Origin of the sequence: Streptosporangium sp. DT93 (assembly GCF_049844535.1) — a bacterium.
GTDB lineage: Bacteria > Actinomycetota > Actinomycetes > Streptosporangiales > Streptosporangiaceae > Streptosporangium.
Genome location: NZ_JBNCLF010000001.1, coordinates 810,857 through 828,458, shown reverse-complemented (window position 1 = coordinate 828,458; position 17,602 = coordinate 810,857). Strand labels below are relative to the sequence as shown.

Genomic DNA, 17,602 nt, shown 5'->3' with positions numbered 1-17,602 from the left:
GTCGTCTCCCCTCCGGCCGGATCACGCCGCAGCGACCGGAACCGCCGGTCACGGTGGCACCGGGCCGGACACGGCCGGCCGCCGGCCGACGGCCGCGTCCCGGGGAGGCGAGGGCAGGCTCATACGGGGGTTATCGTGAGAACGAGGACGGTTTCACGGTAAGGATCGCGGCGTACCGTAATCGTTGAAACGCGAAGCGTACGGCATGATGGTGGTAATCACCCGGTTGGCGTAGATCGGCCATTGGCGGCTCGGTCGGGCCGACCGGATCATGGCCCGGTCCCTTGCTAGGCTGCAAGGAACCGTTCGAACCGGGCGTTGTCTCACCCCGGCAGGTGAGACTTCTCAAGAAGATGGGGTCACACCGTGAAGAAGTTGCTCGTTCTGGCACTCGTCGGCCTCGGGGGGCTGCTGGTCTGGCGCAAGGTGCAGGCCGACCGTGCCGAGCTCGACCTGTGGACCGAGGCCACCGGCAGCGAGAACTGACATACGCGGCTACCGATTCGGGTGCTTTCATGATCCTTGCTCACGATGGAGTGACACCCATCAGGCTTGTCTGCCTGGATCTGGCGGGCACCACGATCGGTGACGTCGCCATGGTCGAGCGGGCGTTCGCCGAGGCGATCGCCACGCAGGGCATCGTGCCCGGGACCGGTGCGTACGCTCGCGCCATGGTGCACGTGCACCGGTCCCGGGGATGCTCCAAGATCGACGTCTTCCGCGGCATCTTCCCGGACAACGAGGCCCAGGCCCAGGCGGCCAACCTGACGTTCGAGCGCTCGTACGGGGGAGCCATCGACCGCGCGGGTCTCGTCCCGCTGCCCGGAGTCGTCGAGGCCCTCGACAAGCTCCGTGGCACCGGCATCAAGATCTGTCTCGTCACCGGCTTCAGCCGCGCCATGCTCGGACGGGTGCTGGCCGCCCTGCCCTGGACCGACAAGATCGACCTTGCCCTGTGCCCCGAGGACGCGGGCCGCGGCCGCCCCATGCCCGACCTGGTCCTCACCGCGGTTCTCCGCCTGCGCGTCGAGGACGTCCGCCAGGTCGCGGTCATCGGTGACTCCGAGAGCGACATGCTCTCCGGCCGCCGCGCCGGCGCGTCCGTGGTCGCCGGAGTCCTGACCGGCGTCCACAGCAGGGAACGCCTCCTCAAGGGCGGAGCCACCCACCTCCTCGACTCCGTCGCGGACCTTCCCGAACTCCTCCTGGCGGACGTCCCGGTCGAGCCCCCCGTGGCCGCCGCCGCCCGCTAGACCGCCCCGAGCTCCGGTCCCGTCCTTCACTCGTTCGTTTCCGGCCCATGTGTTCCACTTCGGCCCACCGTCCCGGTCCGTCACTCCCGTTCCGGGCTCGCCGCCTCGACTCCGGGCTTCACCGGCGCCGCCCGCCGCGCCCATTCAAGTGGCGTAGGGGCCGGTCCTGTTGCTACCGTGTACGACTGAAGCAGGCCGTGTGCGAGGGGCATCTCCCCAGGCCACCGGCTTGAATCGCGGGGCCTTAGCTCAGTTGGCAGAGCGCCTGCTTTGCAAGCAGGATGTCAGGAGTTCGAATCTCCTAGGCTCCACTCCCTCTCGGACAGACAAAAGCCCAGGTCAGGCATGTTGCCGCAACCTGGGCTTTGATCTTCATTCGACCTTCTTCCGTTCCTGTGCCCGTTGTGTGCCCGATCCCTTCGCGAATGCCCCACAGGTGAGAGGCCGTCGAGCTTCCGGGCCACCTCCCGCTGCCGCTCGGAAGATCCGGCGGGCGGGGTGTGTGCATCCGCACGGCGTTCTCCCTCGCAGCTTTTGCTCATGAAGCGCCACACTTGCTGATGTGCATTGGATGAGACGAGTGATCAAGGAAGATTTGCCGCGGTTCCGAGCTCTACGGGAGATTGATCACGCCTGTCGAGCAGTCGCATTCCCGTTGCATTACAGGACCGTTCAGACCCGTTCAGGGGTTACCGCGCAGGGCCTCTGGTCTGCGATGAACCGCTCAGAACTGATCGAATCCAAGCTTTTAATCCGCAGGTTTCCAGATTGACATACGCGGAAAGCAGATTATTGCGACAATACCCAAAAGGATCAACAGGATGGGCAATCCCGTCTGCCGCCACGGCCACGCCGGGCCTTCCAGTCGCAGGCCGTCGATCGGCAGTTCCATGGTCTCGGCGGTCCAGCGGGCGGTGGCCACATCCGTTGTCCGGGCCAAGTCCCGTACGACGTCGTTGTAGGCGAAACCCTGTTCGGAGTGGACGTACACCGGCTCCAGGCCGTCGGGGACCTGGCCCAGGCGAACGCCTGCTCCGGGGACGAGCAGGCGATCCAGGTCCGGGGCCGCGCCGGCGAGATCGGCGCGGGGCAGGAACGTCAGGCCATGCCGTGACCGGATCGGGCCGCCGTCCGCGCTCACGGCCAACGTCCGGTCTGCGAGTGACTTGCCGTGCGTTTCGAACACCGACGCCAGGTCGACTTCGCCGACGCCCGGCGTCAGCATCACACCGACGGTCGGCGGCGCCCACGTCCAACCCGCGTTGACGATCGCGGCCGGGGCGGGCATGGCGATGCCGGTCACGACCGGCGGCGTGTTGCCGTAGTACCGCCAGCCCAGGGCCTTGGCCGCGTTCGCCGCCACCGTCGAACCGGCCAAGCGCTCGATCATGTGCAGGGTTCCGTCGATGCCGGACAACACGCCCGCGGTCGTGACGACGGTACCGCTGTCGACGAAACGCTTGCCGTGCACCCAGTTCACCGCGGGATGGTCCGACTCGAGCGAGCCGATCCGCATCCAGTGCGCGGTCGCGGGCCGGCCGTCGAGCAGACCCGCCGAGGCGAGGACAGCGGCGCCGTTGCACACGCTCAGCAACAGCGTGCCGCGGCTCGCCTGATCACGCAGCCACGCCGTGACCGGGCCGGTACTGGGCTCGCCGACGTCCGGCATCGCAGGGATGACCGTGAGCGCCGGCGCGGCACCGCCGGTGAGTTCGGCGAGATCCGCGAAGCTCAGATCCGGTACCAGGTCCAGACCACCGGTCAACGGCAGCGGACGCCTTCGCGACGCGACGGTGTACACGTTGAACCGGCCCGAGGCGGCCAGGAGCTCGTATGGGGCAAGGGCGTCCGACACGACGGCCCCGTTGTCGCCGATCACCACGACCGCGGTCGGTTTGGCGGGGTCGAAAGCCGGGGCAGTGGCGGCGGGAATGGGCCGGTCCGGCCCGGGGGCGTACTCGGCGTCGAACGTGGCGAGGGCGGAGATCGCCCCGCCGGCCACTGGAATCAGGATGACCACGATCACCGCGAGCGCGCGGCGCAGGAAGGTGCGCATCGAAAACCCTCAGTGCCAGTAGTGGTCGCGGCGCCACACCATGGCGGCCAGCATGAGCGGGAACATGATCACGTGCCCGGCCGTCATCAACCCCATGGCGGACAGCGCCCCGAGCCAGAACGGCACCAGCAAGACGAGGAACGGCAGGTACATCGCGGCCGCCATCTCACCGATCCGCGCCCACGAATGCCTGCGCAAGGCCATCGCCACGGTCATCCCGATGGTCATGTTGGTCGCCATGACGAGCGCGTCGACCTCCGGCCGCGCCGACCAGGCGTCCGGCCACAGCGGCGCCAGCACCACCATCCCGGCGAGCATGGCGATCACCATCTCGACGTAGTGCCAGACGAACCGGCCCAGCTTGCGATTCGTACTCCGGGTGATTCCCGCGGTCGTCATGACGTCCCCTCAGATTCGGCATCGACTGACACCGACAAGAATGGCCGCCGGCCTCCGGCCTGCGATGTGCCGGAAGTCATGCCCGAGGTCATGCCGTGGTCATGACCCTGGCGGAAATGGTCAGAGCAAACCGAGGGACCGTGCGCGTAACGCGGCCTGGGTGCGGTCGCGGGCGTTCAGTTTCGACAGGACGTTGGTGACGTGGTTTTTCACGGTGCCCTCGGCCAGGTGAAGCGTCGTGGCGATTTCGCGGTTGCTGTGGCCGGTGGCGAGGAGACGGAGGACTTCGAGTTCGCGGTCGGACAGCGGCACGACCAATGGCTGGGGTTCCGGGGCGCCGGTCGAGGGCAGGCGGGCGAACTGGGCGACCACCTTCGCGGCGACGGAGGGCTGCAACACCGACTCGCCGCGGGCGGCGGCCAGGACGGCCTCGATCAGCCGGGCCGAGGAGACGTCCTTGAGCAGGTAGCCCAAAGCTCCGGCGCGAAGGGCGGCGAACACGTCCTCGTCGTCGTCGAACGTCGTCAGCGCGATGATGCCGATGCCGGGGTGGTCGGTACGCAGGCGGCGGGTCGCGGCGACGCCGTCCAGGACGGGCATGCGCAGATCCATCAGGACGACGTCCGGGGTGACCTCGACGGCCCGGCGGATCGCTTCGTCGCCGTTGCCGGCCTCGCCGACGACCTCGATGGCGTCGTGCGTGGACAGGAGGGTGGCCAGGGCCTCGCGGAACAGAGCCTGGTCGTCGACCAACAGGACGCGGACCGGGCTCATCCGGGAACCTCCATGCTCAATGTGCAGCCCTCCCCCGGTGCCGACTCGACGCTCAACCGTCCGCCCAGGTGCTCGGCGCGTTCCCGGAGCCCGACCAGACCGAAACCCGACGCAGGTGTCGAAGCGAAACCGGCGCCGTCGTCGCGGACGGCCAGCCGGAGGGCGGTGTCAGCGTAGTCCAGGACCACGTCGGCACGGGTTGCCCGGGCGTGCTTGCGGACATTGGTCAGACCCTCTTGCGCCACACGGAACAGGGCCTCGCGCGTCTCGTCGGGCAACGGTCGTTGCTCGCCGGATATCGCGACGCCGGTGGTCACGCCCGCGGCGGATGTCAGTTCGGCCAAGGCCTGCAAGGCGTCGGGCAGGGGAGGGGTTTCGCGTGGTTCGCGCAAGGTGCCGACCGAGCGGCGTACCTCGGCGAGTGCGGCCTCGGCCTGGTCCTGGGCCTTGGCGAGTACCTTGTCGGCCTTGGCGGTGTCGGTCGGCAGGACCGCGCGGGCGGCCTTGACCTGCATCTGGACGATAGTGAGCGAGTGCCCGAGTCCATCGTGGATGTCGCGTGCCACCCGGTTGCGTTCCTGCACGGTCGCGAGCCGCTCCGCTTGGGTGGCGTAGTCACGCAACTGTTCGTGCGCCTCGGCCAGTTCGACACGGGCGCGTTGTTCGCGTTGTAGCAACTCCGTCACGATCGCGGCGAACACCGCGGCGAGGAGGATTCCAAGCCCTTCCCGCAGCCCTTCGCCCCATGACATGCCGAGGTGGACGAACGGGACCAGCCCGACCACGACCGCCGTCGCGGCGATCGGCAACCGTAGCAGCACACACTGGCTGACCAGCACGACGAGCAGAAGCGTCGCGGCGACCCCTGCGTTCAGCGAGAACACGACGAACGCGATCGGCAGCTGCACGGCAACGTACCCGAGCGACCAGGCCGGCTCATTGCGCGCACGTACCCCTGAGAAGCCGGCGGTGGCCAATCCGGTGAACACCGTGCCGAGCACGAGCGACGGCAGGGACTCTCCAGATGCGACGACCCCGATCAGCAACGTGAGCAGCGCACCGAAGGTCAGCACAGCCAGAGCCCTGTTCATACGCTCACTGTGGGTCGTCCGGCGGCGCAAGGTCAACTCATGGCAGAAACGCGCGATGATCTCGCGGGTATGGCTTGTCTCTGCCGTACTGCTGCTCAGGTGGCCGACAGAGCGTTGTGTACAGCAGCGGAATACAGCAACGTCGGCGTACACGATCACACGTTCCCGACCATCTACCGCTTGACCAGGGATGGGTCCCTCCACGAGGAGACTGGCCCCGTTTGCAAGCAGGATGTCAGGAGTTCGAATCTCCTAGGCTCCACCACCCTCACGGACACGAAGAAGCCCAGGTCGGGCATAGTCGCCGCAACCTGGGCTTTGATCTTCATTCGGCCTTCTCCCGTTCTCGTGCCCGTTGCGTGTCCGATCCCTTCGCCAGTGCCCCGCGGGCGAGGCCGTCAAGGGCGGCGGGCCTCAGGGCCGCCCGCCGCATGCGTGCTCCGCCGTACCAAGCGAACTCGCTGACCGAAGGCATCGCCGCCGCCCACCCCGTGAAGACTTCTCAGAACGGTGGTGCGACATAAGGTGTCTGGCATGAACGAGGGTCGGCCGGGGCGGTTGATTTTGCTGTGCGGGCTGCCCGGGGCAGGCAAGACAACCCTGGCGAAGCAACTGGCCGACCAGATTCCGGCTGTCCGTCTGTGCCCTGACGAGTGGTTGACCCGTTTGGGAATCGACCTCCACGAAGCAGAGCCACGTGATCGGCTGGAAGGGCTGTTCCGACAGCAATCGGAAGACCTCGTCCGGCTCGGAGTGACTGTGATCTTGGAGTTCGGTTTCTGGGCTCGTGCCGAACGCGACGAGATGCGACTTCGTGCTCGCGCACTCGGAGCCGCAGTCGAGTTGCGCTACCTGCCGGTCCCGACTGACGAGTTATGGCGCCGACTGAAGGTCCGCAACAGGCAGGAATCGCCGGGCATAGCGGTCATCAGCCGGAGCATGATCGAGCAGTGGGCCGAGATCTTTGAGGCTCCCGATCGTAGCGAACTCGTCCTCTTCGACCAGCCCTGAGAGCAGAAAGACGGGACAGCGGGCCCCTGCGCCTTTGCTGCCTCCGGCGGGGGCACTTCGGCTCCGGGATGATCGACGTCGCACCACGAGGACCCTAGGTGGTTGAGGTGGAAGCCGGATCCTCCCGCCTGCCACATCCCGGGCAAGCCCAACATCTCGACTCCTCCGGATCAAGGCCGTCTGTGACCGTTGGCATCCCATGACCGAGGAACGCCTACCGGTCGGCGTACACGCGAAGACGGCCTTGATCCTCCGTCCTCGAGCTGTTACCCCTCCGGGGTGGGACGAGGCAGACGGGAAGATCCAGCGGGCAGGGTCTGTGCCCGCATGAGGCTCTCAAGCCGTGCCCGTTGCGTGCCCGTCAGGAGGCCCCCAAGGGGGAACCATGGGGATTCACGGGCAAGGCGAAGCTTTCCCTGACCTGGGACACAGCAAGTCAGAGGACCGCTCTTGCCTTGTCGCCCGCTCATCTTCACGGATCCTGGGATGTCGCGATGGAGAAGGTAGGTCCAAGCAGTGCGGTGACATGAGTGAGATGACAACATGGAGGCTCGGGAGGTGTCATGAGCGTTGACTTCACAACCGTCTACGCGCAGCTGGTTGGATTGTGTGAGAAGTACGGTATTGCCGAGCTGGCTGTCTTCGGCTCAGTTGCCCGTGGTGAAGACGAGGAGGGGAGCGACGTCGACCTGCTCTACGTCCTGAAGCCAGGCAGCGACATCGGAATCGAGTTCTTCGGCTTCCAGGAGGAGCTGGAGGACCTTTTGGGTCGCAAGGTCGATGTGGTCTCCAAGGAAGGTCTCCACTGGGTCATCCGCGATCAGGTCCTTGACGACGCCCAGGTGCTGTATGCAGCGTGAGGGCCTGTATCTGGTGGACATCGTGGAAGCCGCCAGGAAGATCACTTCGTATCTCGAAGGCGTCTCACCTGAGGTGTGGGCTACCGACTCGATGCGCCGTGATGCGGTCATCTGGTAGCTGTCCATCATCGGTGAGGCCGTCGGAGGGATCTCGGACGAGACCCGAGCCTCCACCCCTGAGATCCCTTGGAAGCTGATCAGGGGATTGCGTAACAATGTGGTCCACCGATACTTCAGCGTCGACTGGAAGATCGTGCACAGCGCCGCCACGGTGAATGTTCCCGAACTGGAGCGCCAAGTACGAGACCTGCTTCGGCGTGCCTACCCAGATCTCTTCAAGCGCCTGGAGCAAGAGGAGTCACGCGCCCCCACCGTCTCCCCTGACGAGCACATCGGGCCCTCAACGGGTTCACATCTTTAGTCGGCTTCTCTGCGGTGGAAGTACCCACAAGCCTCATCGACGCCCGCTATCCATGGGCGCCCGAACCTGTCCGGAGAGCGGATTTCTGAGTGACCGACTGGGGGCAACGACCGAGGACGAGGCTGGACGTCGATGGATCACCGTGGATCATAAGCCCAGGTGGGAGCGAATACCGTCTATGGTCCCGCCCCCTGTCTGGGTTGCTTTGCAAGCAGGATGTCAGGAATGCGACGTCGTCGCTGACAGAAGTTGCCCTGTCGCGTGTGCCGGACCAGGGTCACTCGCATGGGCTTCTACGAGTATTACCGGGCTGCGGATCGTGAGACGGCGATCATCCAGCCGGAGCATTCCCGTGTGATCGCCGCCCCTGAGTACAGCGTCCCCGAGTTCGACGCCGTGGAGACCAAGTGGCTCGACCCGTGGATAACCCTGAACGAGCTGGCGGGGCTCATCGGCAACGTCACCCTGCCCACAGGGGTGGACACCACAGCGCGCCTGTACCCCGCCTCGTATCCCGACCCGTTCCCGCAGACCGACGAGGAGTGGGATGCCCTGCCCGATGACTCGCCCTACCTCGGCAGCGTGGGTATCGAGGAGTTGTCGACGAATGTGCGTGACCTGCTCGCCGGCGCCGGCGACGCGCACCTGCCGGGGGTGGTGGAGCGCTGGGCGAAGAGCGAGCAGTTCGCATACTTCAGCTCGGATGACCTGGAGTACCTGATGCCCGTGGCCAAGGATCTCATCGGGTTGTCCCGTCGTGCGAAGGAACACGGCCAGCAGCTCTACTGCTGGTCGTGCTCCTGACCGGGACAGTTCACCACCGTGCCGTCCAAGATCTGGACGGCTGTTCCGGCGGGGACATAGGACGTGATATCGATGATTCGTCGATGTCACCGATCGGGCGACGTCGAAGCCGATGTCAAAGGTGATGTCGAAACACTCGGTGATTCCGTCGCCGTCTTCTCCGAAGGCGACCCGTCGCCACCTGCCCGAAGTGAACCGACATCTCCCGAACGGCTGGACCCATGACGCGCGTCTCCCTGGTTGTCCCCTGCTACAACGCGGCCAAGACGCTGCGCCTGTGCCTGGAGTCGGTTCTCGCCCAGACCCGCCTGCCCGACGAGATCGTCGTGGTCGACGACGCCAGCACCGACGACTCGGCCGCGATCGCGGAGCGACTCGGCTGCCGGGTCGTCCGGCTGGACCGCAACCAGGGGGTCTCGGCCGCCCGCAACGCCGGCGTCGACGCCACCACCGGCGAGATCATCTTCTTTCTCGACTCCGACGTGGGGCTGCGACCGGACGCGGTCGCCGGCGCCATCGAGATCCTGGAGCGCGACCCAGGGCTCGGCTGCGTGCACGGCGTCTACGACACCGAACCGCTCATCGACGACGGGCCGGTCGAGTGGTACCGGATCCTTCACGCGGTCCACTGGCGCAGCCGCCACATCGGCGAGGTCAACAGTGTCGTCTTCGCCCTCGCCGCCATCCGCCGCGACGTGCTGCTCGGCGCCGGCAGGTTCGACGAGCGCCTGCGTGACTGCGAGGACGTGGAGTACAGCAGCAGGCTCGCCGTGCGCAGCCGCATCATGCTCACCGACACCGTCGTGGGACGCCACGACGACGGCAGCCGCCTGCTGCCGATCCTCGGCGAGCAGTGGCGCAGGGCCCTGCCCCTGATCCCGCTCGCGCTCGCCACCAGCCGGCGCGGCGCGGCGAAGCCGGAGCACGCCAACAGCCCCCTCGGCATCCTGGCCTGCGCCTTCGCGCTCGCCACGCTGGCGCTGACGCTGGTGAGCGTGCCGTTCGGCCTGTTCGTCCCCGCCCTGCTGCTCGTCCCCGCCGCCCTGGTCGTGGCGTTCGTCCTCGCCGATCCGCAGCTCGTGCGGTTCGTCAACCGGCAGCGCGGCCCGGCGTTCACCGTCTACTTCATGGCGGTCCATCTGGCCGTGCACACGGTGCTCGTCACCGGGCTGGCCGTCGGCTCGCTGCGGGTGCTCCCCGGGTTCAGGAGGAGCGCGCCGGAACCGGCCTGACCGGCGCCCCCGCGAGCACGACGCGGTAGACCGCGAGCGTCTCGTCGGCCGCCCTGCTCCAGCTCAGGCTCTCCCGGACGAACCTCTCCCCCCGGGTGCCGAGCGCGCGGCGCAGCTCCGGGTCCGTCGCGACCTCGATCACGACGCGGGCGATGTCGGCGGGGTCGGAGCTGCGTACGAAGCGGACGGCGGGCCGGTCGGGGTCGTCGAGGAAGATGCGTGAGAACCCGTCGCCGAGGATCGTGGGCCTGGACAGTGCCATCGCCTCGGTGGCGACCAGGCCGAACGGCTCGAAGAGCGAGGGGAAGACGCAGGCGTCGGCCATCTCGTAGAACTCCAGCAGCGCCCGGCCGTCGACGAACCCGCCGGACGTCAGGACACGTCCCTGAAGGCCCGTCTCGGCGACGATCCGCGCGACGCCCGCGTCGTCCCCCTCGCCCACGATCACCAGGCGCAGGCCGGGGACGGCGGGCGCGATCGTCCGCATGGCCTCCAGCAGCGGGTAGACGCCCTTCTGCCGTTCGATGCGGCCGACGAACAGCAGCACCGGGTCCCCGGCGGCGATGCCGAGCCGGGCGCGCAGGGCGACGGCTCCCGCACGAAGCGCGTCGCGGTCGAACGCGGGGTCGGCGAGCACCTTCTCGTACGTCCCGCCCAGGCACACGACGTCGATCGGCGACCGGTCCCAGCCCGCGGCGATCAGCTCCGCGCGCACCTCCGGGGTGGCGACGACGACCCGCCGGGAGATCCGCGCCAGCCACCGTTCGACGGCGGCGAACACGTTCAGCGGGTCGTTGACGGTGCGCTGCGCCGCGACGCCGTACTCGGTGGTGTGCACGTGGAAGACGACCGGCAGGCGCAGCACGTAGTGGCAGAGCAGCCCGCACAGGAAGTTCGTCGAGTCGTGCACGGCGACCAGGTCGGGCCGCTCGCTCCGGGCGGCGCGGCGCAGCCGCAGGAAGTACCGCCAGTTGCTGACCACGACGTTCAGCGCGAGCAGGGCGAACTCGGCGCCCCGGGTGCGGTTGAGCCGCCGCCGGCGGCTGATCGCGCCGAGGACGCGGCCGAGCGGACGGTAGACGGTGACGCCGTCGCTCCGCTCGTGCACGGGCTGGTGGCCGTCGTTGAGCGTGAAGACGGCCACCTGGTGGTCGCGGGACAGGTACGGCGTGATCAGCTCGACGTAGCGGCCGAGCCCGGCGGTGATGTTCGGCGGGTACTGGTTGATGACGCAGGCGATCCTCATCGGTCGGCCTCCTTCGTGGGTGGGGTGACCGCCACCGGGCCGTCCGGCCGGTACGCCCGGCCGGCGGCGACCGCCACGACGGCCACCAGGATGAGATTGCTCAGGGCGAACGCGATCAGCCCTCCGACCAGCCCCCACCAGGCGATGCACAGCGCCTGGCAGGCGAGCGCGGCGGGCGTGCCGGCGGCGAGGCAGGCGATGAACACCTTGGCGCCCCGTACCCCGTCCATCGACAGGGCGACGAAGTAGAGGTTGAAGGCGGTGTGCGCGCCGATGCCCACGGACGCCAGCGCCATCAGCCCGACCGAGTACGGGTACTCCTCGCCCATCACGAGGAAGAACACCAGGCTGGCCGCGAAGGAGAAGACCGTCGTGACCCCCGCGACGGCCGGCGCGAGCCGCGCGACCTTCCGCATCAGGGCGGGCTTGGCCATCGTGGCCATCATGGGCAGCAGCACCAGGCCGATCCCGTCGGTGAACACCACCCCGAGCAACCGCTTGGGGAAGCCGTTGTACAGGGAGTAGACCCCGACGTCGGCCTTCCCGGCCCAGTGGTTGAGGAAGATCACGTCGACGCCGAAGAGCACGGCGGTGAACGTGGCGATGACGGTCACGTACGCGCCGTGCCGGTAGAGCGACCTGGCGAGGGCCGGCGACCAGGAGCGCGGCGCCACCCCTGACCCGGCCACGGCCATGACGGCGAAGACGAGGTTCGTCACGATGAGCGCGCTCAGGTACACCTCGGCGTCCTCGATCCCGAGCACGAGCAGGCAGTACGCCGAACCGCCCAGGTAGGCGACGGCGACCGCCAGCTTGAGCGAGGACACGAGCGTGAACCTCTTCAGCCCGCGCAGGAAGCTCTCGGTGAGCTGGTTCACGGTCATCGACAGCGCCAGCGCCAGGCCGAAGGCGAGCGTACGGGTGTCGACGCCGAGTGCCGGGGTCAGCAGCGGCGCGGCCAGCATCCCGGCGGCGAACAGGACCGTTCCGAGGACCAGCGTCGAGAACAGCGCCGTCGTCACCAGGGCCGGCCGGTCCGCCGGTTCGGCGCGCGGCAGCTCCTGGAACATGACGTAGTTGAGGCTGGTGAGCATGGCGACGGTGACGATCAGCGCGATCGACAGGACGACGGTGAAGTGGCCGAACGCGGCGGCGCCGATCCCCCGGGCGACGACCAGCGTGGTGGCCGCCGCGATGCCGCTGGCCAGGGTGCTCACGAGCGTGGGCCCGGCCGCCCAGCGGTGGCCCTCGACGGCCCGCGCGACGCGGGCGCGCACGTCTCCGCGGGCCATCACGCCTCCCCTCCGGTACGGGACGCGCCGGTGACCCGCGCGACGCGGGCGCGCGTGGTGCCGAGCGGGCCGGTCCACGAGGTCTCGCCGGTGGCCCGCGCGACGCGGCCGCGCGGGTCCCCGGCCGGTCTCCGGCGCGTCACCGGGACGGCTCGGCGTACGCGGCCAGGGTGAGCTCGGCCGTCCGTGCCCACGTGTACCGCTCGCGGACATGGGCGGCGCCGCGCTCGCCGAGCAGGGACGCGGCCCGCGGGTCGTCCAGGTACCGCAGCAGGGTGGCGGCCAGCTCCCGGGGCGAGTCGCTCCCGCACCGGGCCGCGCCGTCGCCCACCACCTCCGGGGAGTAGCCGGGGCCGACGACCACGGGCCTGGCCAGCGCCATCGCCTCGATCGCGACCAGGCCGAACGGCTCGTAGGTGGACGGGAACACGCACACGTCGGCGGCCAGGAAGTGCGCGAACACCTCGGCGGAGTCCAGGAAACGGTACCCGGCGGCCACGTGGCGGCCGACATCCGTCTCGTCGATCAGCCGCGCCACCTCCGCGTTGTCGTCGGTACGCGGGGCCTGCGCGCCGATGAGCACGATCCGCACGTCGTCGCGGTCCCGGGTGATCAGCGGAGCCGCCCGGACCAGCGTGCGGACGCCCTTGTGCGGCGACAGCCGGCCGGCGAACACCACGAGCCGTCCCTCGCCGCCGGGCAGGTGGCGGCGCCGGACCTCATCGCGGAGCCGGTCGCGCTCGTCGCCGGGGAGCGCGGCCAGCCGCAGCAGCTCGGGATCCTCGAAGCCGTGCGGGATGACCCGCAGCCGGTCGGCCGGCCAGCCGCACGCCACGAGATCGTCGCGCATCCCGGCGCTCGGCACCACGATCAGGCGTGCCGTCCGCGCCTGGGCGGTCTCCAGCGCGGCGATGCCGGCCGCCACCGGGGACCGGCGCCGGGAGGGGGCGGCGTTGAGCTCGCGGGTGTGGACGTGGAACACCACCGGGGTGCGGGCGAGCACCCGGCAGAGGATCCCGGCGACGCAGCCCATCCAGTCGTGCACGACGACGACCGACCCCGACCGCCCGGCGCCGGTCCGGATGACGCGGGCCGCGACACGCACGTTGAACACGAGGATCCCGATCATCCGGACAACGTCCAGGACGGCCGTCGGCATCCGGGCGACGCCCCCGCCACCGCCGGGCGCGCGATTCCCGGCCAGGTCACCACCGGGTACGCGTACCCGGTGCAGGGTGACGTCGCCGAGCCGCTCCGTCCGTGGCACCCCGCGCCGCGAGGTGGCCCCGAACACCTCGACGGGCGTGCCGAGGTGCCGCATGGCGGCCATCATCCGCTCGGCGTACCGCCCGAGCCCGCCGACGACGTCCGGCGGTGTCTCGGCGCAGACGACGTAGACGGGGCGCGGCCGGGCCGCCGGCTCGCTCATCGGCCGCCGGCCTCCGCGTCCCGCAGGTACGCCCTGCGGGCGAAGTCGAGGTCGGCCCGGGTGTTGATGCCGCGCGCCTCGTCGGGGTCCTCCACCGGCACCACGGTCAGCGGCCGGCCGGCGACTTGCGACAGGTGCGGGAGGAACGGCAGGAAGTTGACCTCGCCGGTGACGGCGCCGGGTGCGGACTCGCTCAGGTAGCGCGTCCACTCCTTCCGCAGCCCGTCCGTGCCGAGGCAGAACACGCCGACGTCGCTGAGCCCGCCGGGGCGGCACTCGTCGCCCTCGCGCGACTGCCGCACCCGCGTCAGCGCGGAGCCGGCGATCTCGTACTCGACGTAGGGGTCGGCCATCGGCACCAGGGGGATCGTGAGCCCGCCCTCCCGGTGGCCGGTCACGACGCGGTCGACGGTCGCCGGGGACAGGTTCGCCTGGTCGCCCCAGACCACGAGGATCGCGTCGTAGGCCTCCCAGTACGGGGCGGCTCCGAAGATGGCGCCTCCCATGCCGGTCGGCTTCTCCTGGACGCTCACCGAGACGGCGCCGCTCCCGATCTCCTCGGCCGCGAGGTCCCGGAACGGGGCCTCGCCCTCGGGGGAGACGACGACGTGGACGTGCTCGGCCCGGGGCCGCAGCCGCCGGTGGAGCAGGTGCCAGACGGTGACGCCGTCGGCGACCTCGACCATGATCTTCGGGATGTCGGCACCGAGCCGGGCGCCACGCCCGGCCGCCGGGATCACCGCGCAGACGCGCTCGCTCACCGCTGCTCCTGCTGGAAGAGGGACACGACCTCGTCGAGGTCCCGCACGACGATCGCCCCCGCCGCGGGCTCGGCGGCGTGGACCTGGAGCGTCACCAGCCCGGCGCCGACCGCGGACGCCACCCCGTGCGCGGAGTCCTCCACGGCCACGGCGTCGGCCACGTCGACGGCCCAGCGACGGCAGGCGTAGGCGTAGAACTCCGGGTCGGGCTTGCTCACCGGGACGTCGTCGCTGGTCAGCACGTCACGGAAGTAGCCGCCCAGGGAGCCGGCCTTCAGGACCCGCTCGACCGACCCGCGGCTGCCGCTGGTGACCAGGTACACCGTGCGGCCCTCCTCCGCGAGGCGGTCGAGGAGGCGGCGGGCACCGGGCAGCGGGGCGACCATCCCCGCCTCGGCGTGCTCGCGGTAGAGCCCCTGCTTGCGCCGGGCCAGCCGCCCGGCCGCGACGGCGTCGCCCGGGACCAGGCGGGAGGCCACCTCGGGGGTGCTCGCGCCGGCGTGGTCGGCGTACCGGAACGAGGCGAGCGCGGCGGGCGCGATCTCCGCGATCGCCTGGCGGAACGCGGTCTCGTGCGCGGGGCACGAGTCCACGAGCGTGCCGTCGAGGTCGCACAGCCACGTCCGGCGGCCGGCGACCACGCCGGCCTGCCACGGGGTCACTCGGCTCCCGCCAGTGCCGCCTCGCCGCAGATCGCCATCAGGGCGTCGACCGTGCCGCGGCCGCCGTGCACGCCCGGGCGTCCGGGGTCCTCCAGGTCGGCCATGACCCACCGCGCACCGGCCCACTCGCCGCCGTCGATCACGGCTCGCGGCACCGGGACCACGGGCGGCAGGCCGTCCGACGGCGTGGTGGGACGGGGGCACAGGACATGGGTGACGGTGCGCCGCTCATTGCGGGGGTCGCCGAGGTAGGACAGGGTGAGGTCGACCAGGTCGGGCGCGGTCAACCCCTGGATGTCGTGGTCGTCCCGGGTGTTGACGACGAACACCTTCGCCACGGCCCGGCTCGCCGCGATCGCGTCCGCGACGCCCGGCGTCAGGTAGCTCGGCAGGAGCGACGAGTGCGGGGTGCCCGGCCCGTACACGAGGAGGTCGCTGTCCCTGATCGCGTCCAGCGCCTCCGGGTTCGGGGTGACGTCGGCGCGGTGGCGGGCCAGGACCTCCCGTACCCGCGCGGCGGGCAGCGCCTCCAGCTCGGCCAGCAACCGGTGGTCGATCGGCCGGCGGAGCAGGAACAGGTCGGTGATCGCCTCGTCGTCCTGCGGCGCGACGATGTCGGCCTCGTCGGTCAGGAGGCGGCCGTTCCGCTTGAGCGCGGTGAGGAAGGCGTTCTCGCCGCCGGTCACGTTCAGCAGCCGCACCGGGGAGCCGAACGTGCGGGCGCAGGCGCGGACCGCGGCGTTGAAGTCCTCCCCCGTGCGGAGGTACGCGCCGGCGAACACGAGGTTGCCGAGCGCGCAGTCGCCCAGGTCGATCCCGTACGGCTCGGCGCCGAGCCGGCGCGCGAACAGGCGCAGGTCCCGCGTGATCTCCTCGCGCGCCTCCGGCCGCAGCGCGTCGAACGGCGTGCCGGAGAGGGGGCCGGACGGTGTGCCGGAGGCCGGTCCGGGCGGCGTGGCGGACGGTGTGCCGGAGGCCGGGGCCGGCGGTGTGCCGGGCTGTTCGCCGGGGAGCGGGCCGGACGGAGGACGGCCCGCGTGGCCCCCGGAGGAGGCGATCTCGTCGATGAGGTCCCCGAGGCGTTCCGGCGTGATCCCGGCCGGCAGGCGATGTTCGAGGACGGACATCAGCGCGGCCTGCTGGGGGTCGTCGCGGTCGAGGTGGAGCAGGAGGTTCTTGCGGAAGTCGGAGGGACCGAGCATCCCCGGGAGGTACCGTCGCAGCGCGCCGGTGGACAGCCCGTTGTCGTAGCCGTTGATCACCAGGGACAGGTCGAGCCCGGGGATGTCCAGCAGCCGGCGTGCGATGCTGGCCCCGCCGCGCCCTCCGCTGAACATGGTGATCGCGCGAAGAGGGCGTGCAGGGGTGCTCATCGGGTCTCCTCCGCCACGCGGGACGTCCCCGACGACGTCACCGGCCCCGACGACGTCACCGGCACCGGAGGCACCGTCACCGGCACCGGAGGCACCGTCACCGGCGACGGAGGCACCGGCGACGGAGGCGCGGGCGGTGCCCCGGGCGGGCCCGGCGCGCGCAGGACGCCCCGGCGCAGCAGCCAGTTGCGGTATCCCACGTAGCCCACGAACAGCGCCCGGTCCCGCGCCCCCTTCCAGAACCGCCAGCCGCGACTGCCGCCGCCGCGCTGCCGGTGCTCGATGGGAAGCTCCACCCAGGCGTGACCCACCTCGGCGACCTTCGCCGTGATCTCCGTCGAGCAGTTCATCCCGCCGGACTCCAGCGGCAGGGCGCGGAACAGCGGGCCGCTGACCACCTTGAAGATCGAGTTGAAGTCGCGGTAGCGGGTGCGGAGCAGGACGTTGCTGACCGCGCCACTGGCCGCCGATCCCCACCGGTACGCCAGGCCGTCGGCCTTCTTGATCCGGGCACCGGAGAAGGCGAGCGCCTCACCGGCCTGGATGCGCGGGATGAACGTGTCGAGATTGGCGATCGGGAACTGGCCGTCGGAGTCGAGCAGGACGACCCAGTCCAGCCGGGTGTGGGCGATCGCGGCGGCGATGGCGGCGCCGGCGCCCCTGTTGCGCTCGAACGAGACGACGACGAGTTCGGGACAGTCGGCCTGCAGGGCCGCGAGGATGGCTCCGGTCGCGTCGGCGCTCCCGTCGTCGCACACGACGATCTCCCACGTGCCGACCGCCGGGTGCCGCTGAAGGTAGTCGCGCCACTCCGTCACCGCCGCTGCGATGTTGTCCGCCTCGTTGTACGCGGGCGCCGCCACCGAGATGTCGATGCTGCGGGCCCCGACATGCGTGTTCGGCAAATCTCACCTCCCGGGAGGGCTTCAGATGCGGGC

Annotated in this window: 19 protein-coding genes and 1 tRNA gene; 8 read left to right on the top strand and 12 right to left on the bottom strand. The window is 70.0% G+C overall.

What is annotated here, in order from left to right; translation table 11 throughout:
* Window positions 1-366 precede the first annotated feature (366 nt).
* The 3 genes from ACLQ2R_RS04080 (at window position 367) to ACLQ2R_RS04070 (ending at window position 1,564) form a co-directional block, all read left to right on the top strand.
* Window positions 367-486, top strand: coding sequence for a DLW-39 family protein (locus ACLQ2R_RS04080; RefSeq protein ID WP_425957909.1), 120 nt, complete (start codon window positions 367-369; stop codon window positions 484-486).
* Between the two features lie 29 nt (window positions 487-515).
* Window positions 516-1,253, top strand: coding sequence for an HAD family hydrolase (locus ACLQ2R_RS04075; RefSeq protein ID WP_425957908.1), 738 nt, complete (start codon window positions 516-518; stop codon window positions 1,251-1,253).
* 238 nt (window positions 1,254-1,491) lie between these two features.
* Window positions 1,492-1,564: transfer RNA gene (locus tag ACLQ2R_RS04070), tRNA-Ala, on the top strand.
* A gap of 437 nt (window positions 1,565-2,001) precedes the next feature.
* Here the strand turns inward: ACLQ2R_RS04070 and ACLQ2R_RS04065 are convergent.
* From ACLQ2R_RS04065 to ACLQ2R_RS04050, 4 genes are all read right to left on the bottom strand, one after another.
* Entirely contained in the window at window positions 2,002-3,309 is a 1,308-nt protein-coding gene (locus ACLQ2R_RS04065) for a DJ-1/PfpI family protein (RefSeq protein WP_425957907.1), read from the bottom strand.
* 9 nt (window positions 3,310-3,318) lie between these two features.
* The gene (locus tag ACLQ2R_RS04060) at window positions 3,319-3,708 is read right to left on the bottom strand and encodes a hypothetical protein (RefSeq protein WP_425957906.1); all 390 of its coding nucleotides are present in this window, start codon (window positions 3,706-3,708) and stop codon (window positions 3,319-3,321) included.
* Window positions 3,709-3,828: 120 nt separating this feature from the next.
* Window positions 3,829-4,482, bottom strand: coding sequence for a response regulator (locus ACLQ2R_RS04055; RefSeq protein WP_425957905.1), 654 nt, complete (start codon window positions 4,480-4,482; stop codon window positions 3,829-3,831).
* Window positions 4,479-5,573, bottom strand: a complete 1,095-nt coding sequence (locus ACLQ2R_RS04050) for a sensor histidine kinase (protein ID WP_425957904.1) — start codon at window positions 5,571-5,573, stop codon at window positions 4,479-4,481. The genes ACLQ2R_RS04055 and ACLQ2R_RS04050 overlap by 4 nt, the downstream gene beginning before the upstream one ends.
* Before the next feature lie 534 nt (window positions 5,574-6,107).
* Between ACLQ2R_RS04050 and ACLQ2R_RS04045 the strand changes: the two genes are divergently transcribed.
* The 5 genes from ACLQ2R_RS04045 to ACLQ2R_RS04025 all read left to right on the top strand — a co-directional run bounded on the left by ACLQ2R_RS04045 (window position 6,108) and on the right by ACLQ2R_RS04025 (window position 9,901).
* Entirely contained in the window at window positions 6,108-6,584 is a 477-nt protein-coding gene (locus tag ACLQ2R_RS04045; protein WP_425957903.1) for an AAA family ATPase, read from the top strand.
* 563 nt (window positions 6,585-7,147) lie between these two features.
* The gene (locus tag ACLQ2R_RS04040; RefSeq protein WP_425957902.1) at window positions 7,148-7,444 is read left to right on the top strand and encodes a nucleotidyltransferase family protein; all 297 of its coding nucleotides are present in this window, start codon (window positions 7,148-7,150) and stop codon (window positions 7,442-7,444) included.
* A 118-nt stretch (window positions 7,445-7,562) separates the two neighbouring features.
* A complete protein-coding gene (locus ACLQ2R_RS04035; protein ID WP_425958162.1) occupies window positions 7,563-7,865 on the top strand; it encodes a DUF86 domain-containing protein in 303 nt (100 codons plus the stop codon).
* Between the two features lie 285 nt (window positions 7,866-8,150).
* A complete protein-coding gene (locus ACLQ2R_RS04030) occupies window positions 8,151-8,669 on the top strand; it encodes a hypothetical protein (RefSeq protein WP_425957901.1) in 519 nt (172 codons plus the stop codon).
* A 221-nt stretch (window positions 8,670-8,890) separates the two neighbouring features.
* A complete protein-coding gene (locus ACLQ2R_RS04025; protein WP_425957900.1) occupies window positions 8,891-9,901 on the top strand; it encodes a glycosyltransferase family 2 protein in 1,011 nt (336 codons plus the stop codon).
* On the opposite strand, the gene ACLQ2R_RS04020 is transcribed toward ACLQ2R_RS04025, so the two are convergent.
* From ACLQ2R_RS04020 to ACLQ2R_RS03985, 8 genes are read right to left on the bottom strand one after another with little or no spacing between them, the layout of a single operon-like run.
* A complete protein-coding gene (locus tag ACLQ2R_RS04020; protein ID WP_425957899.1) occupies window positions 9,873-11,147 on the bottom strand; it encodes a glycosyltransferase family 4 protein in 1,275 nt (424 codons plus the stop codon). The genes ACLQ2R_RS04025 and ACLQ2R_RS04020 overlap by 29 nt on opposite strands.
* On the bottom strand, window positions 11,144-12,439 hold the full coding sequence (locus ACLQ2R_RS04015) for a lipopolysaccharide biosynthesis protein (RefSeq protein WP_425957898.1): 1,296 nt from the start codon (window positions 12,437-12,439) through the stop codon (window positions 11,144-11,146). The genes ACLQ2R_RS04020 and ACLQ2R_RS04015 overlap by 4 nt, the downstream gene beginning before the upstream one ends.
* Window positions 12,439-12,582: a hypothetical protein gene (locus tag ACLQ2R_RS04010; RefSeq protein ID WP_425957897.1), complete on the bottom strand. Its 144-nt coding sequence runs from the start codon at window positions 12,580-12,582 to the stop codon at window positions 12,439-12,441. The genes ACLQ2R_RS04015 and ACLQ2R_RS04010 overlap by 1 nt, the downstream gene beginning before the upstream one ends.
* Complete coding sequence (locus ACLQ2R_RS04005; protein WP_425957896.1) at window positions 12,579-13,868, bottom strand: glycosyltransferase family 4 protein; 1,290 nt, start codon at window positions 13,866-13,868, stop codon at window positions 12,579-12,581. The genes ACLQ2R_RS04010 and ACLQ2R_RS04005 overlap by 4 nt, the downstream gene beginning before the upstream one ends.
* Complete coding sequence (locus tag ACLQ2R_RS04000) at window positions 13,865-14,629, bottom strand: NTP transferase domain-containing protein (protein WP_425957895.1); 765 nt, start codon at window positions 14,627-14,629, stop codon at window positions 13,865-13,867. The genes ACLQ2R_RS04005 and ACLQ2R_RS04000 overlap by 4 nt, the downstream gene beginning before the upstream one ends.
* Window positions 14,626-15,291, bottom strand: a complete 666-nt coding sequence (locus ACLQ2R_RS03995) for an HAD family hydrolase (protein WP_425957894.1) — start codon at window positions 15,289-15,291, stop codon at window positions 14,626-14,628. Before ACLQ2R_RS03995 ends, ACLQ2R_RS04000 begins: the two co-directional genes overlap by 4 nt.
* Window positions 15,288-16,664: a 2-phospho-L-lactate transferase CofD family protein gene (locus ACLQ2R_RS03990; RefSeq protein WP_425957893.1), complete on the bottom strand. Its 1,377-nt coding sequence runs from the start codon at window positions 16,662-16,664 to the stop codon at window positions 15,288-15,290. The genes ACLQ2R_RS03995 and ACLQ2R_RS03990 overlap by 4 nt, the downstream gene beginning before the upstream one ends.
* Window positions 16,661-17,569 carry a glycosyltransferase family 2 protein gene (locus tag ACLQ2R_RS03985; RefSeq protein ID WP_425957892.1) on the bottom strand — a complete coding sequence of 303 codons (909 nt, stop codon included), beginning with the start codon at window positions 17,567-17,569 and terminating at the stop codon, window positions 16,661-16,663. The genes ACLQ2R_RS03990 and ACLQ2R_RS03985 overlap by 4 nt, the downstream gene beginning before the upstream one ends.
* Window positions 17,570-17,602: the final 33 nt, after the last annotated feature.

What these genes read in the sequence shown, in the direction of transcription:
- ACLQ2R_RS04075 (WP_425957908.1), top strand. Translation starts at nt 516, where the DNA reads ATGATCCTTGCTCACGATGGAGTGACACCCATCAGGCTTGTCTGCCTG.
- ACLQ2R_RS04065 (WP_425957907.1), bottom strand. Translation starts at nt 3,309, where the DNA reads ATGCGCACCTTCCTGCGCCGCGCGCTCGCGGTGATCGTGGTCATCCTG.
- ACLQ2R_RS04060 (WP_425957906.1), bottom strand. Translation starts at nt 3,708, where the DNA reads ATGACGACCGCGGGAATCACCCGGAGTACGAATCGCAAGCTGGGCCGG.
- ACLQ2R_RS04055 (WP_425957905.1), bottom strand. Translation starts at nt 4,482, where the DNA reads ATGAGCCCGGTCCGCGTCCTGTTGGTCGACGACCAGGCTCTGTTCCGC.
- ACLQ2R_RS04050 (WP_425957904.1), bottom strand. Translation starts at nt 5,573, where the DNA reads ATGAACAGGGCTCTGGCTGTGCTGACCTTCGGTGCGCTGCTCACGTTG.
- ACLQ2R_RS04045 (WP_425957903.1), top strand. Translation starts at nt 6,108, where the DNA reads ATGAACGAGGGTCGGCCGGGGCGGTTGATTTTGCTGTGCGGGCTGCCC.
- ACLQ2R_RS04040 (WP_425957902.1), top strand. Translation starts at nt 7,148, where the DNA reads ATGAGCGTTGACTTCACAACCGTCTACGCGCAGCTGGTTGGATTGTGT.
- ACLQ2R_RS04030 (WP_425957901.1), top strand. Translation starts at nt 8,151, where the DNA reads ATGGGCTTCTACGAGTATTACCGGGCTGCGGATCGTGAGACGGCGATC.
- ACLQ2R_RS04025 (WP_425957900.1), top strand. Translation starts at nt 8,891, where the DNA reads ATGACGCGCGTCTCCCTGGTTGTCCCCTGCTACAACGCGGCCAAGACG.
- ACLQ2R_RS04020 (WP_425957899.1), bottom strand. Translation starts at nt 11,147, where the DNA reads ATGAGGATCGCCTGCGTCATCAACCAGTACCCGCCGAACATCACCGCC.
- ACLQ2R_RS04015 (WP_425957898.1), bottom strand. Translation starts at nt 12,439, where the DNA reads ATGGCCCGCGGAGACGTGCGCGCCCGCGTCGCGCGGGCCGTCGAGGGC.
- ACLQ2R_RS04005 (WP_425957896.1), bottom strand. Translation starts at nt 13,868, where the DNA reads ATGAGCGAGCCGGCGGCCCGGCCGCGCCCCGTCTACGTCGTCTGCGCC.
- ACLQ2R_RS03990 (WP_425957893.1), bottom strand. Translation starts at nt 16,664, where the DNA reads ATGAGCACCCCTGCACGCCCTCTTCGCGCGATCACCATGTTCAGCGGA.